This window comes from Rheinheimera sp. B2H12 (assembly GCF_059620065.1).
Genome location: NZ_CM184363.1, coordinates 2,090,699 through 2,104,981, shown reverse-complemented (window position 1 = coordinate 2,104,981; position 14,283 = coordinate 2,090,699). Strand labels below are relative to the sequence as shown.

General features: G+C 49.9%; 16 protein-coding genes. 10 read left to right on the top strand and 6 right to left on the bottom strand.

Annotation, left to right across the window (positions count from 1 at the left end; genetic code table 11):
* Window positions 1-20 precede the first annotated feature (20 nt).
* The 5 genes from AC53GJ_RS09195 to AC53GJ_RS09175 are packed head-to-tail and all read left to right on the top strand — an operon-like array spanning window position 21 to window position 3,012.
* Window positions 21-539 (top strand): PTS glucose transporter subunit IIA, encoded by a 519-nt coding sequence (locus AC53GJ_RS09195; RefSeq protein ID WP_496732382.1) that lies wholly within the window; start codon window positions 21-23, stop codon window positions 537-539.
* 25 nt (window positions 540-564) lie between these two features.
* On the top strand, window positions 565-918 hold the full coding sequence (locus AC53GJ_RS09190; RefSeq protein WP_496732381.1) for an ArsC family reductase: 354 nt from the start codon (window positions 565-567) through the stop codon (window positions 916-918).
* Entirely contained in the window at window positions 918-2,063 is a 1,146-nt protein-coding gene (gene dapE, locus AC53GJ_RS09185) for a succinyl-diaminopimelate desuccinylase (protein ID WP_496732380.1), read from the top strand. The genes AC53GJ_RS09190 and dapE overlap by 1 nt, the downstream gene beginning before the upstream one ends.
* The gene (locus tag AC53GJ_RS09180; protein ID WP_496732379.1) at window positions 2,063-2,737 is read left to right on the top strand and encodes a M15 family metallopeptidase; all 675 of its coding nucleotides are present in this window, start codon (window positions 2,063-2,065) and stop codon (window positions 2,735-2,737) included. The genes dapE and AC53GJ_RS09180 overlap by 1 nt, the downstream gene beginning before the upstream one ends.
* The gene (locus tag AC53GJ_RS09175) at window positions 2,737-3,012 is read left to right on the top strand and encodes a DUF2897 family protein (RefSeq protein ID WP_496732378.1); all 276 of its coding nucleotides are present in this window, start codon (window positions 2,737-2,739) and stop codon (window positions 3,010-3,012) included. Before AC53GJ_RS09180 ends, AC53GJ_RS09175 begins: the two co-directional genes overlap by 1 nt.
* A gap of 31 nt (window positions 3,013-3,043) precedes the next feature.
* Here the strand turns inward: AC53GJ_RS09175 and yejK are convergent, their stop codons facing one another.
* Complete coding sequence (gene yejK, locus AC53GJ_RS09170) at window positions 3,044-4,081, bottom strand: nucleoid-associated protein YejK (RefSeq protein ID WP_496732377.1); 1,038 nt, start codon at window positions 4,079-4,081, stop codon at window positions 3,044-3,046.
* Between the two features lie 70 nt (window positions 4,082-4,151).
* Between yejK and AC53GJ_RS09165 the strand changes: the two genes are divergently transcribed.
* On the top strand, window positions 4,152-4,376 hold the full coding sequence (locus tag AC53GJ_RS09165; protein WP_496732376.1) for a YejL family protein: 225 nt from the start codon (window positions 4,152-4,154) through the stop codon (window positions 4,374-4,376).
* A gap of 6 nt (window positions 4,377-4,382) precedes the next feature.
* Window positions 4,383-5,918 (top strand): DUF3413 domain-containing protein, encoded by a 1,536-nt coding sequence (locus AC53GJ_RS09160; RefSeq protein ID WP_496732375.1) that lies wholly within the window; start codon window positions 4,383-4,385, stop codon window positions 5,916-5,918.
* Window positions 5,919-6,072: 154 nt separating this feature from the next.
* Here the strand turns inward: AC53GJ_RS09160 and AC53GJ_RS09155 are convergent, their stop codons facing one another.
* Complete coding sequence (locus AC53GJ_RS09155) at window positions 6,073-6,372, bottom strand: hypothetical protein (RefSeq protein WP_496732374.1); 300 nt, start codon at window positions 6,370-6,372, stop codon at window positions 6,073-6,075.
* 222 nt (window positions 6,373-6,594) lie between these two features.
* Between AC53GJ_RS09155 and AC53GJ_RS09150 the strand changes: the two genes are divergently transcribed.
* The 3 genes from AC53GJ_RS09150 to AC53GJ_RS09140 all read left to right on the top strand — a co-directional run bounded on the left by AC53GJ_RS09150 (window position 6,595) and on the right by AC53GJ_RS09140 (window position 8,332).
* Window positions 6,595-6,813 (top strand): DUF2061 domain-containing protein, encoded by a 219-nt coding sequence (locus AC53GJ_RS09150; protein WP_496732373.1) that lies wholly within the window; start codon window positions 6,595-6,597, stop codon window positions 6,811-6,813.
* A gap of 125 nt (window positions 6,814-6,938) precedes the next feature.
* Complete coding sequence (locus AC53GJ_RS09145; protein ID WP_496732372.1) at window positions 6,939-7,505, top strand: YaeQ family protein; 567 nt, start codon at window positions 6,939-6,941, stop codon at window positions 7,503-7,505.
* Window positions 7,506-7,507: 2 nt separating this feature from the next.
* Complete coding sequence (locus AC53GJ_RS09140; protein WP_496732371.1) at window positions 7,508-8,332, top strand: CvfB family protein; 825 nt, start codon at window positions 7,508-7,510, stop codon at window positions 8,330-8,332.
* Between the two features lie 115 nt (window positions 8,333-8,447).
* On the opposite strand, the gene AC53GJ_RS09135 is transcribed toward AC53GJ_RS09140, so the two are convergent.
* From AC53GJ_RS09135 to AC53GJ_RS09120, 4 genes are all read right to left on the bottom strand, one after another.
* Entirely contained in the window at window positions 8,448-10,910 is a 2,463-nt protein-coding gene (locus AC53GJ_RS09135) for a bifunctional diguanylate cyclase/phosphodiesterase (RefSeq protein WP_496732370.1), read from the bottom strand.
* 123 nt (window positions 10,911-11,033) lie between these two features.
* The gene (locus AC53GJ_RS09130; RefSeq protein ID WP_496732369.1) at window positions 11,034-12,278 is read right to left on the bottom strand and encodes a class I SAM-dependent methyltransferase; all 1,245 of its coding nucleotides are present in this window, start codon (window positions 12,276-12,278) and stop codon (window positions 11,034-11,036) included.
* Window positions 12,275-13,030 (bottom strand): DUF1365 domain-containing protein, encoded by a 756-nt coding sequence (locus AC53GJ_RS09125; protein ID WP_496732368.1) that lies wholly within the window; start codon window positions 13,028-13,030, stop codon window positions 12,275-12,277. The genes AC53GJ_RS09130 and AC53GJ_RS09125 overlap by 4 nt, the downstream gene beginning before the upstream one ends.
* Window positions 13,030-14,283, bottom strand: coding sequence for an NAD(P)/FAD-dependent oxidoreductase (locus tag AC53GJ_RS09120; RefSeq protein ID WP_496732367.1), 1,254 nt, complete (start codon window positions 14,281-14,283; stop codon window positions 13,030-13,032). Before AC53GJ_RS09120 ends, AC53GJ_RS09125 begins: the two co-directional genes overlap by 1 nt.

The window sequence follows — 14,283 nt, the reverse complement described above, 5'->3', positions numbered from 1 at the left end:
TGGTTTGATGAGTAAAAGACATGCAGCTCCCATTTGGCAATTTGCATCTGGTCACAGCGCTGCCCCATCTGCCAGGCCTGAGTATCCGTAGTCCGGCCAGTGGTGTAGTGCAACAGTTAAGCCAAAGTCCACAGTCGGCTGCTGCTGCCGGTTTTTATGGGGCTGGCCTGTGTTTACAACTGCAGGGTAATCAGTTATTGGCGCCCTTTGATGGCACCTGGCAACAACTGGACCACTGTGGTCAGCAATTAGCATTGCAACATCAAAATGGTTTGCAACTGCTGATGCAATTCCCCAAGCAGTGTGCCGATCATCACGGCATTGGATTTGACTGGCAGGTACCGGCCCAGAGCCGGGTGCAAGCTGGACAGTTATTGCTGAATTTCGACTGTGCCCTGATGACGCAGTGGTGCAAACCGCTGCTGTTGACGATTACGCTCCCGCAACAGGATAAATTCAGCCGGATCTGGAGCAGACCGGTTTATCATCAGGCCGGCACTGATACATTATTTTTCATCGAAGTTAAAACTGTTGCATAAACAGTTATTAAGACGGACTCATGCTATGACCATCAAGATGTACGGCATCAAAAATTGTGACACCATCAAAAAAGCCCGCGCTTTTCTGCACGACCAGCAGATTGATTTTATATTTCATGACTACCGGCAGGATGGCTTGACCGCTGCCTTGTTAACTGAAGCGGCGCAGCAATTGGGCTGGCAGTCACTGCTGAACAGTCGCGGCACCACCTGGCGTGGTTTAAGCGAGCAGGATAAAGCCGATGTAGACGCACCCAAAGCACTGCAACTGATGTTGACGCACCCGGCGTTAATTAAAAGACCGCTGCTGGACATCAACGGCACTTTTCACCTTGGCTTTAGTCAGCCACAATATCAACGATTAATTCAGAGTCTGTGATGAACCAAGCTGTGTATGAAAGTCCGGTGGTCGAACTGACCCGGCAACTGATTTCCCGTCCTTCGGTCACCCCACTGGATGAAGGCTGCCAGCAATTAATGGCCGATCGGCTGGCTGCGCTTGGCTTTGTGATTGAATCGATGTTTTTTGAAGATACGCTCAATCTTTGGGCGCGCCGTGGTCAGGGTAAACCGCTGTTCTGTTTTGCCGGCCATACCGATGTGGTGCCTACCGGGCCGCTGGAACAATGGCAGACGCCGCCATTTGAACCCACGATTATTGACGGCATGATGTATGGCCGTGGAACTGCCGATATGAAAGGCAGTCTGGCAGCGATGATCGTGGCGACTGAACGTTTTCTGGCGACACATCCGACCCTCAGTGGCGACATTGCGTTTTTAATTACCAGCGATGAAGAAGGTCCCTTTATCAACGGTACCAAAAGAGTGATTGAAGTACTGGAAGCGCGGCAAGAAAAAATCCGCTGGTGTCTGGTTGGTGAACCTTCCAGTAGCCATCAGGTCGGAGACGTGATTAAAAATGGCCGCCGCGGTTCGCTCACCGGTTATCTGACCATCAAAGGTGTACAAGGCCACGTGGCCTACCCGCATCTGGTGGTGAATCCAATCCACCGCGCAGCGCCAGCATTGGTGGCGCTCAGCCAGGAAGTCTGGGATCAGGGCAATGCGTTTTTTCCTGCCACCAGTTTTCAGATTTCCAATATTCAGGCAGGCACCGGCGCCACGAATGTGGTGCCAGGCGAACTGACACTGACCTTTAACTTCCGTTACAGCACAGAAGTGACCCATCAGCAGTTACAACAACGGGTGCTCGCTCTGCTAGACGCTCATCAGTTGGACTATCAGCTCGATTGGGTGCTCAATGGCCTGCCGTTTCTGACCGATTCAGGTTCGCTGGTGGCGGCGGCAGTGCATGCAGTGCAACAGGTGCAAGGCTTTACACCAGCACTGGAAACATCCGGTGGCACTTCCGATGGCCGTTTTATCGCGCCGACTGGTGCTCAGGTACTGGAACTGGGGCCATGTAACGGCACTATTCATAAAATTAACGAATGCGTGCGGGTGCAGGATCTGGAATTACTGACCGATATGTACGAAGCCATTCTCAAGCAGATGCTGACCTGATGTCGCTCAGTCTGTTGCTGACCGGCCGGCAAGCACCGGATTTGCAGCTCGTCGGTTCAGTGCCATTAGAAACCAGCACGGCGGCTGCTTTTAGCAGGATGCAGCAAGCGGCCAGGCTGGATGGGCTGGAGCTACAATTGGTGTCCGGTTATCGTAACTTTGACCGTCAGGCCGCGATCTGGCAAGCCAAGCTAGCTGGCCTGAGACCAGTCTACGATGCGCAACAACAAGTGGTGGATCTGAGCACATTACAAGGATTCGCCAAACTGGAAGCTGTGCTGTTATATTCGGCGCTACCAGGCGCCAGTCGTCATCACTGGGGCACGGACCTGGACTTATACGACAGCGCCGCCGTCGATGCCGACTACCGGGTGCAACTGGTAGCTGCTGAATATCAACAGGGCGGGCCATTTTTCCGCTTAAGCCAATGGCTGGCGCAACATGCTGCCAGCTTTGGTTTTTTTCTGCCGTACCGGCAATACCTTGGCGGGGTGGCGGCCGAACCCTGGCATTTAAGTTACCAGCCGTTGGCGGCGCTTTATCAGCAACAATTTAGCTTAGCCATGCTGCATGAGGCTGTGTTGTCAGCTGAACTGGCGGAACAACCGTTAATTCTGCAGCATCTGGCACAGATTTTTCAGCGTTTTGTCAGAACTATTTGTCAGGAGGCGTGATGACGCTTAATTTTATTCTGGTGTTATTACTGGTGGTAGGGCTCATTCTGGCGAATCTGGCCTTATTAAAACATGGCAGTAAACCGATGCCAAAAAAGAAGCCGCAATCAGGCAATAGCGATAACAGCCCGCCACAGCAAGCACAATCTCAGGCAGCGGTCACTACGGCGGCGGTGCTAACCCAGTCCGGCAATGCCAGCCCGGACCAGAGCGACCAGCCAGCGGCGCAGCCCTCCTCTGAGCAGGCTGCCAACCAAAGCGATCAGCAGCCTTAAACTGCGCCCTCAGCGCGACAGTTCTGGCAAGTTAGTCACCTTTGCGGTCAAAACTGGAATAACCGCGGATAAATTTCTGCAACTGATCGCGTAAATTGGGTGGCGTGCCTTTAATGACCAGCACATCGCGCTCGGCATCATATTGAATACGATCGCCTAATAGCTTCTGCTCAAAACTCAGGCTTAAACCGGCACCGGCCCCGGCAAACTTCACCAGTGTTTTCAGTTCTTTCACATCGACCGGAAATTGCTCTGCTACCGGCAATTCGCGTTCAGCACAATAACGGGCAAAAGCATGGTCATCGGAACTATCGACAGTGGCAGAGAGTTCTGTCAACCGCACATCCTGGCCTTGTTTCGCCCTTTCTTCACAGTATTGATAGACCTGTTTACGGACATCATGTTTTTCCGCTGCATCATAGTCGCCTTCAGCCAGGTATTCTTCGACCGATGCCAACACCACTTTGCTGCTGAGTTTTGGGTCGACCCCTTCTTCACAACCAAGAAAATCAAGGAAAAAGTCTGCCACTTTGCGGCCAGCCCGGCCACGAATGAAGCTGATATATTTGCCCTGCTCACTGGCCATCTGATATTCGGTCAGATCAATTCTGGCTGCCAGTTGCATTCTGGCGATATCCAGATGTTTAGCACTGGCCAATTGTAAATCAGCAGTGACGGAGAAATGCTCTTTGCTGCCCAGCAACGCAATAAACAAATATTCATTTGCCAGATAGCGGTAATGACACAACATAAAATAACCGGTTTCCGGGATCTGATGCTTGGTCAGTTCGACCACCAGTTGCCCGGTAGCCAGTTCTGCCAGACTGACAAAACTGCGTTCCTGCGCTTGCCAGTCGGCAATGGCCTGACAAACATCAGCCGATTTGGCGGCACTGAATGCGGCATAACCTTTGGCGGGTTTGCCATTATAAGCCAGATGTAATTGTTCAATCAGTTCGGCAACCTGCGCACTGACAGGCACCAGTTCCTGCCGGAAATGGGCGGTTAATTGAGCAGATTCATTGGCTTCGATAAAGTTTATCGCCAGCAGATGCACGTCGACAGACATAAATTTTCCTGTTTAAATGGATTTCTGTTAGTATTCTACCTGTTTCATTCAGCTAATTTCAGAGTAATTCATGCCGATCCAATCCAAGTATTCCAACCAACAAATCGAAACTGTCGTGAACACTTTGTTGGAAACTTTACGCCAGCAACAGGCCACCACTGAACTGAGCCTGATGTGTCTGGGCAATACCATCAGCCACATTATCAAAACCAATGTTCCTGCAGCGCAGCAGCAAGATGTCGCCCGGCACTTCAGCCAGGCCCTGCAGGACGCTGTGAACAGTAAGGTACGTTGATCCGCCATGGTGCTCGAGCAAAACCTGTCCCTTGTCAATAAAATTGACCGGTTACTCCGCTGGGGCCATTGGTACACCTTTTTTAATATTCTGCTGGCCCTGCTGATCACCGGTAGCTATTTTCTGGCAGATCCACTGCCCCATAGTGCCATTGGCTGGCTGTATCTGCTGTTAAACTGGCTGGGTCATACCGCCTTCTTGTGTTTTTTGTTTTTTATTCTGACCATTTTTCCAGTCAGTCTGATTTTCCCTTACCAACGTCATGTCCGTGGTATCGCCGCAGTGCTCGCGACCGTCGGCCTGGTCGCGCTGATTTTTGATGCTTATGTCTATCATAGCCTGGGTTATCACGCTGGTAGTGCCTCTTATGAACAAACCACTGAGTTGTTACGTCAGCAAGTGGTGACCAATCTGCGTAATTTTATTCTGATCACCACCACAGTGGCCGCCTTGCTGCTGGTGATCCAACTGACCATCAGTAACTATTGCTGGAAAAAAATTGCCAGGTTAAGTTACTCCGGTCTTGGTAAACCAGCATTGACCGTGTTACTCGGGTGTTTTGTGCTCAGTCATTTGCTGCATATTTGGGGTGATGCCCGCAAACTTGATGAAATTACCCGTCAAGACAACGTATTACCTCTGACTTACCCGGCAACGGCCCGGACTATGTTGACGCGTTACAACCTGATGGATAATGGTGAGCGCACTGAACTCAGTGGTGCGAACTGGTTATCGCTGGCAGAACATCCGGAACAGGTGCAACTGCAATGTGAGACCGCCTTGAGCAAGGTGCCTGTGCAGATTTGGTTGCTGCCGATTGAGCAACCCTTACCGGCGGCTGAATTAAAAACGCTTGGCTTGCGGTCCCTGCCCCAACATATGGCTCCGGCCGATGCGCAAACTGCCTGGCAAAATTTCTGGTACGCGCGTTTTAGCAGTGAACAACCCAAGTCGCAGCGGCCACAGTGGTTACAGCAGTTACCGGCAGATGCTCTCAGCCTGCAGGCAAGCCCGGCCTGGCAGCAACGTTTCCCTGAACTGACAGCTTTGGTCAGTCAGCCTGGCAATAGCAAAATAAGCTTTGTACTGGTGGATGATGTCAAAACCGCTGTCGCCAGTATCGCGCAGGCACAACCGGACAGTATCCAGTTGTTGCTGCCGCTCACTGCTGCGCCCGGTAAGTTTGCCCTTGGCAAAATCAGTGTCTGGTATCGCTGGGATGCTTTACAGCGACTCAAGCTCGACGAAGTCACTCAACAACTGGACTTGTTGCCAACCTTACTGGCGCACCTGGGTTGCCGTAATCAACAGCCATGGCATGGCGATAATCTGCTGCAAAAACGTCAGCAGACCAAGTTGAACATTGTGGCGAATCAACTGTATATGTTCCGCAAAGACAAGATGCAAATTATCGATCAGGACGGTGAATATAGTGTCTGGTCGGCCGGTTCCGGTGTCAGACTGGAACAAAAACTGGATATTCCTTTACTGACCGATGCCCTTAAACGTTTGCCTGCCAGCAAAACCGCAGTGCCCCACTGAATAGTCACACTGAATGGCGCTATGGCGGGAAACAACTGTTGAACTGTCCCAGTGAGGCTGGGACCTGTCCAACGCTTGGCGTCCAACGCTTGGCGTCCAACCCACATCCCATCTGATTTACTTAGTAAACCAGATGGGATGTGCTTATGCTGGCTTATTGCAATTGCGAAGGCGCTTTATGCAGCCGATTTCTTTTACCCTGCAATTCCAGCTCAGCCAGATGAAATAAGTTGGTAAATACAATAGCAGGCGCAGCTTCAGCAAATTTTTCCCGGTAAGCGATAGCTGCCTGTGCAATCAGCTGTGCTGCGAGCCTATCATACTGGCTGTCGCCATCGTAAGATAAAGGTTCATTCAATGCAGCCAGCCCCACTTCCTGTTGCCGCCGCATAAACCAATTTAATAAAAATTCATATTGTTTGGCATCCAGAAACTGCCGGCAATCCATACTCATTAACTTATCTCCAGCTGCTGATACAGCACATTTTGTTAAACATACGGCAAAAAACCTACTCTGGCGCATTCTGCTGGCATTTTTTTCACGGCTGAGCTGCGACTAGCAGTTGTTAGCAATTTTTCCGATGAAAGCCGCCGATTTAATCCATTGGCGGAGGCAAATACGAATCGATATTATTTACTACATCGAAGACAGCGCAAAGAGCGCAGGAGAATGACCATGTTAAAAACCAGCAGCTTTGCCCTGATGCATTTTTCCATTGCCTTTTGTGTCACTTATCTGCTGACCGGCGATCTGATGGTCGGCGGTCTGGTGGCAGTGATTGAACCGGCCATTAATACCGTGGGTTATGTGTTTCATGAAAAAATCTGGCAGCGACTGCAACAGCAACGCAGTGGCAACATCGATCCGATCGCCATCCATGCTGTGGTGCGCTAAAGTCGCCCGGCACCGCCGATTTTAGCGCTATTTTGCCAAGGCTGAATATCACTGCAGGGTAAAAAGGTTTACACTAGCGCCCTTTTATCTCTTTGGCAGTAAGCCACAGGCAGGACAAAGCGGTTATGGCGCTCAAAGCAACCATTTACAAAGCAGAACTGGCGATTGCCGATATGACGCGGCATTATTATCAGACCCACAACCTGACACTGGCGCAACATCCATCAGAAACACTGGAAAGGATGATGCTCCGGTTGGTGGCCTTTGCTTTATGCGCCGATGAACGGCTGCAATTTGGCAAAGGCATTTCCGAAGATAGCGAACCTGATCTGTGGCTGCATAGTTTAACCGGCGACATTGAGCTGTGGGTCGAATTGGGTTTGCCTGAAGACAAGTTGATCCGCCGCGCCAGTCATCGCGCCCGGCAGGGACTGATCTTGGCTTATGGTGGTACTATTGTCGATAAATGGTGGCTCAATCAGCAAAAAGTTGCCAGAGAACTGGATAACCTGACAGTGGTGGCCATCAAAGCAGAAGAATCGCAGGCGCTGACCAGCCTCTGCCAGCGCACCATGCAGCTACAATGTACCATTCAGGAAGGTCAACTGTGGTTTGCTGATCACGAACGTTCAGTGGTGATCAATCCTGTGCTGTTAAAAACTGCCAGCCCGCTGCTGTTTAATCTGGAGTAATTATGTATTTAGGCCAACTTAATACACTCACTATCAAGAAAAAAGTCGAATTTGGTGTCTACCTGGATGGTCGCAGTTGGGGCGATATTCTGTTACCGCGCCGTTATGTACCGAAGGATGCCGAAATTGGCGATGATGTGGTGGTATTTTTATACCTTGATTCAGAAGATCAACTGATCGCCACGACCGAAAAACCTTTAGTCATGGTCGGTCAGGTGGCACAACTCAAAGTGGTTGCCACCACTAAAGTCGGTGCTTTTTTAAATTGGGGTCTGAAAAAAGATCTGCTGGTGCCTTTTTCTGAGCAAAATGTGCCAATGCAGCAGGATTACAGTTACCTGGTGTATTGTTATGTTGATCGCAGTAACCGGATTGTTGCTTCCAGTAAACTGGATAAGTTTATCGGCAAAACCACGCCGTCTTATCAGCGCGGTGACGAAGTGACCATCATAGTAGCAGAACCGACTGAACTCGGTTACAAAGCGGTGGTCGACGGCCAGCATTGGGGTGTGTTGTATAAAGATCAGGTGTTTAAACCACTGCGCCGCGGTTATCACTGCAAAGGTTATATCAATAAAGTCCGCGACGACGGCAAAATTGATTTGTTGCTGGAAAAACCCGGCTATCAGAAAACCCTGTCGGTTGCCGAGCAAATTTTGCAAAAATTGCAAAGCAATCAAGGTAGTTTACCGCTGTCAGATAAAAGCGAACCTGAAGCTATTTATGCCGCTTTTGGCATCAGCAAAAAAGTGTTTAAACAAGCCATTGGCGGATTACTCAAAGACGGCAAAATTGATATTGAGCCCAACCGGATTGTGTTGAAATAACGACGACGAGATTTATCACTGTAGCCCCGACTTGGGCAACCTAGCTTGGGGGCGAGCGCTTGACCCTGCCGTAACAGGAGCAAGCGCCTTTTATCCTAACTGTCACATCGCTGGCTTATTTCAACCACACCGCAGCCTCTTTAGCGGGGACCGGCCGGGAGAACCAGTAGCCCTGCCCGGCATCACAGCCTAAATCAGACAACAACTTACGTTGCAGACTGGTTTCAATACCTTCGGCAATCACTTTCAGCCCCAGCGTTTTTGCTAGGGTAATAATGGTATTTACCACCGGGTTTTCCTGAATTCTTGGCCGGATACCGGCGATAAAAGAACGGTCGATTTTCAGTACATCCAGCTTGAATTCATGCAGATAACTTAAGCTGGAATAACCGGTGCCAAAATCATCCAGCAGTACTTTGACGCCGGCAGTCCGCAGACAATTAATACTGATCCGGGCCTGGGCGATATTATCAATCAGCGCCATTTCGGTTATTTCAATCGCCAGATAAGCAGCAGGCACCTGGGCAGCAGCTAATTGCTGCAGTAAACGGCTGGCAAAATCAGCATCAGAAAAGCTGCGGCCAGAAATATTAATACTGATATAAAAGGGTTGCGAAAAACTATGCCGCCACGAACTCAGCTGCGCAATCGCCTGATGCGAGACATAATCATCCAGTTGAATATGTAAGCCAAGCTCTTCCGCCTGTGGGATAAACTCCTGCGGCCCCACCAAACCACGCTCCGGATGTTGCCAGCGCACCAGTGCTTCAAAGCCTTGGGTATTCTCAGTGGCTAAATCGATAATTGGTTGAAAATAAAGAATAAACTGTTGCTGCACTAAAGCAGTTTTTAATTCCTGTTCCAGCTGAAAATGTTGGGTGCTTGCCAGATCCATGGCTTCGGAAAAGCTGCGCCAAATGCCCCGCCCATCTTGTTTGGCCTGGTACATGGCAATATCTGCACGGCGGATCAGTTCATCGGTATCATGAAAATTGCTGTTCACATCCGCCAGCGCAATACCGATACTGGCAGACGTACTGAGCTGATGCTGTTGTAACCGGAATGGTTGTTCTAAGGCTTTACCTATACGCTCCGCCACTTCGACCACATCATTCAGGCTATGGGCATCTTCTAATAAAATGGCAAACTCGTCTCCGCCAAGTCGCGCCAGCGTATCAACCTGACGCAGACAACCCTTCAACAGTTGTGACACAGTCACCAGAAACTTATCGCCGACCTGATGGCCCAGCGTGTCGTTGACCATTTTAAAACGGTCCAGATCCAGATACATCACCGCCACCACTTTATCTGGAAAGCGCTGCCGCCGTTTAAAGGCATGTTGCACCCGATTTAAAAACAACACCCGGTTTGGTAAATTGGTCAGCGCATCATGCAGCGCCTGATGGATGAGCCGTTGCTGAGCAAATGCCCGCTCTAACGCGCTGGAAATATGCTGTGACACAAAGGTCAGCAACTCTAAATCCTTTTGGGCATAACCAATGCCAGGATCGTAACTTTGCACCACCACCACACCACGCACCTGTTCACCGGAACGAAATGGCACGCCCAACCAACATTGTGGCGCCGAGCCATAAGCGATCACGGTTTGATCAGCGGTTAATTGTGCTAACCGCGCGGCATCTGCCAATAAGGGTTGTTCATTGCGGAACACGTAACCGGTCAGACTGTGTGACAGAATCTCTTTCGGGTAGATGGTATCCGGCGTAATGTGTTCGGTATTGTCAATAAAATAGGGAAACTGCAGTACTTCCTGCTGCGGATCAAATAAGGCGATGTAAAAATTCGGCGCATAAATCAGTGAATTCACACTTTGATGGATCTGCTGATAAAACGCCTGTGGCTGGTCCGCATCGTAGCTCAGTGAAGCGATATCATATAAAGCTTTTTGCACCAGCTCAGCATATTCCAGTTGTTGCACCGATTGCTCCAGCCGGGCCAAATCACTGAGTTTACGCAGTCTGCTGCTTAAGATGCTGGCAACATGCTGCAAAATCTGTAAATGGGTGTCGTCAAAAAAGCGCGCTTCCCACTGTTCACAGTCGATGACAGCCAATAATTCGCCCTGATCCAGCACTGGGACTGCCAGCTCCGACAGCCGCTCACTGACATCCAGCAGATAATCCGGGGATTGCCGGGTGTCTGCCACCAGCACAGGTTGTCGGCTGGCCGCACACTGACCCACAATACCCTGGCCAAATTGCAGGCTGGCGATGCCTTTAGTGGCAGGTAAATCCCGGGAGCCAACAGCTGCAACTCTGGTTAAGGTCTGTTGCTGAAGATCGGCTAGAAAAATCGCACAATCCTCAAAGCCTAACCCCGCAGCCACCTGATGGGCGACAAAGGCAAAAATTTGCTGCGGCTCGGTTAATTCGTTCAGTTGCAGTGCCAGTTTGTTAATCAGATGCAGCACTGAGATTTGTTGTTGCAGTTGCAGATTTTGCTGCAGTAATTCCAGCCGCTGGCTGGTTAATTGCTGATGTTGTTGCTGCAATAGCTGGAATGCAGCGGACTGGGCTTGAGCCGAAGGATTCGGATTTGGTTCTGCTGTATTGCTCATCTGACTGTTAGATTTGTCTCTTTTGTCAGATGGTATAACACAAATTATGCATTGAGGTAAATTTGTTGTTTAAACAGGTACTGTTTGCCAGCCAATACCTGTTATTTGTCGCAAATGCTGAACTTACACTGGCTGCCGATGTAGCGGCTTGGTCAATACCAGATGCACTGCGCTGGTGGCTCGTTCTAAAAAACCACCTTCGCAATAACACAGATAAAAATGCCATAACCGGACAAAACGGTCATCATAACCCAGTTGATGCACAGCATCGCGCGCGGCCATAAAGTTGGAACACCAGTCTGCCAGGGTGCGGGCATAATCCAGACCAATATCCTGCACTTGCCGGATCACCAGGTCCGTGTGTTGCGCCACCGCGGTTGACATTTTCACCATCGAGGGTAAACAGCCACCAGGAAACACAAATTTCTTAATAAAATCAACTTCTTTACGATAAAATTCATAACGTTGATCAGCAATAGTAATGGCCTGCAACACCATCAAACCATCGGTTTTAAGCAAAGAAGAGCATTTGGCAAAATAACTGTCTAGATATTCATGACCAACAGCTTCAATCATCTCAACCGACACCAGCTTGTCATACAAGCCGGTCAGCTCACGATAATCTTCAAACAGCAAGTTAATTTGCCCGGTTAAACCGGCCGCACGGATCTGCTCGGAGGCATAGTCATGTTGTTCGCGCGAAATGGTGGTGGTGGTGACCTGACAACCATAGTTACGGGCGGCAAAAATGGCCAGACTGCCCCAACCCGTGCCAATCTCCAGCAGATGATCGGTCGGTTTGAGCTGAAGTCGGTCACAAATCAGTTTTAGTTTATGCTGCTGCGCTTGTTCCAGCGTACTGTCCTGCGTCGGATAGACGGCACTGGAATACATCATGCTTTGATCCAGAAATAGCTGATACATGCTATTACCCAAATCATAATGGGCTGAAATATTTTTCTTCGAACCGGATAAGGTATTACGGTTGCGCCAGTTCAGTAATTTCAGCGCCGGTTTACTCAGTCTGGCCCAGCCAGACTCCAGTTCATCCAGCAACTGGTTATTACGAGCAAAAATTTGCACTAATTTGGTCAAATTGTCGCAGCGCCAGTGTCCTTCAATATAAGACTCACCTGCCCCCACTGAACCACCGAGCACCAGCTTTTGATAAAAAGCAGCATCAACCACCGTCAAAGTGACGCGCAAATCTGCTTTACTATCCCCTAAAATTTGTTTGTCGTGATCTTCCACCAGCTCAATGCTACCACCGGTCAGCTTGGCTAAATAGTGCAACATCAGGTTGCGACAAGTTTTATCCAATAAACCAAGATTGGCCAACACTGAATGCTGGGTGAGTGATAATGTCATAAAGCAGAGTCCTTTGGCGGCTTGTGGCCATACACCGGAAGCCCTTTGAGCAGTAACTTCAGTGCATGCCAGTAAATTCGAATGACCACTTGTACGTTTTGCCACGGCGTCCGGATCAATTGTTGTTGCAGCGAGCGGGCATCCAGCGGCTGGCGATTCAAAGAAAACCAGGCACTGAATACTTTTTCGCCCTGCCGCCAGTTGCTGATGCTGAGCTTAAAGTCAGCTGCAGGCGCACTGATTTGCCACTGATAATGCATATCCAGCGGGTTAAAGGGTGACACATGAAAATTTTTAGCCTGAATAAATTCTGTATCACCACTGGCGGCCAACGGTACCAGATAATAATGCCGCTCGTTCCAGGGGGTGTTGCTGACTTCCGCTAACTGCCAGCACGGCGTCCCATCCGCCGCAAAGGCATAATATAACGTCAACGGGCTAAAAAACACGCCAAAGTTCGCCAAGGGCGTCAGCATAAACAATTGTAAATCAGCCGACGCCACAGCCCCCAGACTGGCCGCTTTGGCCAGCACCGCCTGACGTAAATCAGCAGCGCCGGCCAGATAATCGGCGCGGCGAAAACTCCAGGCGGCAAATTTTTCCTGCTTCAACCAAGGACCATACTGCTCTAATTCAGCCAGTCTGGCTAAATCCAGCCAGAGATAACTGACCGGATAAGCAAAACCATGCCGTTTTGGCAGATAGCGCTGATGCCCGACTTCGCCCTGATACCAGGCATGGCCTGGTTGCATCAGAAATCCACTCCAAGCTGGCGGGCCACATCCACCGCACTGCGCACGCCATCTTCATGGAAACCGTTATACCAATAAGCACCACAAAAAAAGCTGCGATTGAGGCCATTAATCTCAGCACGCCGTTGCTGCGATTGTAAGGTACAGTGGTTGTAAACCGGATGCGCATACTGGAATTGGCGCAAGATAGACGCCGGATCCAGGTTTGCCGTATCGTTCAGCGTGACCACAAAAGTGTGCTCAGAGGACAGCCCCTGTAAGATATTCATATTGTAACTCAAAGTCGCTCTGCTGCTGGCGCTGTCCCCCAGTTGATAATTCCACGACGCCCAGGCGGCTTTTCGTTTTGGTAAAATACGGCTATCGGTATGGAGCACCACATCATTCAGTTGATAGGCAATACCACCAAGCACCTGCTGCTCTGCCAAAGTAGCGTCCGCTAACATGGCCAGCGCCTGATCGCTATGGCAGGCAAACACCACCTGGTCGAAACGTTCCAGCCGACCATCCGGCAATTCCAGCTCGACATAATCGGCATCACGTCGCACCGCCTTGATGGGTGCATTGAGGTGAATGCCCTCATCACCACAACGCTCAAGCATGGCCTGGACATAACTGCGCGAGCCGCCTTTGATCACCGCCCACTGCGGCCTATCACTGATATTCAATAAGCCGTGATTTTTAAAAAACTGCAAAAAGAACCGCAACGGAAAATCAGGCATGTCGGTCAAACCAGCCGACCAAATGGCAGCACCCATAGGTAACAGATAATGGTTACGAAGTTCGGTGCCAAAACCATGTTTTTGTAAAAAGTCATCCATCCGCAGTTCTAAATCTGCATGCTGCTCTGCCAGCAAACGCTTGGCCAATTTATTAAAGCGGACAATATCTAACAGCATACGCCAGAAAGATGGCCGCAGCAGATTACGTTTTTGCGCAAACAAAGTGGCCAGCGTGTTGCCATTGTATTCCAGATCAGCACTGGTTTTTTTCACCGAAAAGCTCATTTCAGTTGGCTGAAAAGCCACATTCAACTCAGCGAGAAATTTGTGAAATAACGGGTAAGTCCAGTTGTTAAACACAATAAACCCGGTATCAATGGCATAATTTTTTCCCGCAACACTGACATCCACAGTGGCAGTGTGTCCGCCAAGATAATCATTGGCTTCAAATAATTCCACCTGGTGTTGCTGACGTAATAAATACCAACTCATCATGCCGGCGATGCCGCCGCCAATTACTGCAATCCGCAT

Excerpts from the sequence above, each read along its gene's own strand:
- AC53GJ_RS09195 (WP_496732382.1), top strand. The coding sequence starts at position 21 with ATGCAGCTCCCATTTGGCAATTTGCATCTGGTCACAGCGCTGCCCCAT.
- AC53GJ_RS09190 (WP_496732381.1), top strand. The coding sequence starts at position 565 with ATGACCATCAAGATGTACGGCATCAAAAATTGTGACACCATCAAAAAA.
- dapE (WP_496732380.1), top strand. The coding sequence starts at position 918 with ATGAACCAAGCTGTGTATGAAAGTCCGGTGGTCGAACTGACCCGGCAA.
- AC53GJ_RS09180 (WP_496732379.1), top strand. The coding sequence starts at position 2,063 with ATGTCGCTCAGTCTGTTGCTGACCGGCCGGCAAGCACCGGATTTGCAG.
- AC53GJ_RS09175 (WP_496732378.1), top strand. The coding sequence starts at position 2,737 with ATGACGCTTAATTTTATTCTGGTGTTATTACTGGTGGTAGGGCTCATT.
- yejK (WP_496732377.1), bottom strand. The coding sequence starts at position 4,081 with ATGTCTGTCGACGTGCATCTGCTGGCGATAAACTTTATCGAAGCCAAT.
- AC53GJ_RS09165 (WP_496732376.1), top strand. The coding sequence starts at position 4,152 with ATGCCGATCCAATCCAAGTATTCCAACCAACAAATCGAAACTGTCGTG.
- AC53GJ_RS09160 (WP_496732375.1), top strand. The coding sequence starts at position 4,383 with ATGGTGCTCGAGCAAAACCTGTCCCTTGTCAATAAAATTGACCGGTTA.
- AC53GJ_RS09155 (WP_496732374.1), bottom strand. The coding sequence starts at position 6,372 with ATGAGTATGGATTGCCGGCAGTTTCTGGATGCCAAACAATATGAATTT.
- AC53GJ_RS09150 (WP_496732373.1), top strand. The coding sequence starts at position 6,595 with ATGTTAAAAACCAGCAGCTTTGCCCTGATGCATTTTTCCATTGCCTTT.
- AC53GJ_RS09145 (WP_496732372.1), top strand. The coding sequence starts at position 6,939 with ATGGCGCTCAAAGCAACCATTTACAAAGCAGAACTGGCGATTGCCGAT.
- AC53GJ_RS09140 (WP_496732371.1), top strand. The coding sequence starts at position 7,508 with ATGTATTTAGGCCAACTTAATACACTCACTATCAAGAAAAAAGTCGAA.
- AC53GJ_RS09135 (WP_496732370.1), bottom strand. The coding sequence starts at position 10,910 with ATGAGCAATACAGCAGAACCAAATCCGAATCCTTCGGCTCAAGCCCAG.
- AC53GJ_RS09130 (WP_496732369.1), bottom strand. The coding sequence starts at position 12,278 with ATGACATTATCACTCACCCAGCATTCAGTGTTGGCCAATCTTGGTTTA.
- AC53GJ_RS09125 (WP_496732368.1), bottom strand. The coding sequence starts at position 13,030 with ATGCAACCAGGCCATGCCTGGTATCAGGGCGAAGTCGGGCATCAGCGC.
- AC53GJ_RS09120 (WP_496732367.1), bottom strand. The coding sequence starts at position 14,283 with ATGCGGATTGCAGTAATTGGCGGCGGCATCGCCGGCATGATGAGTTGG.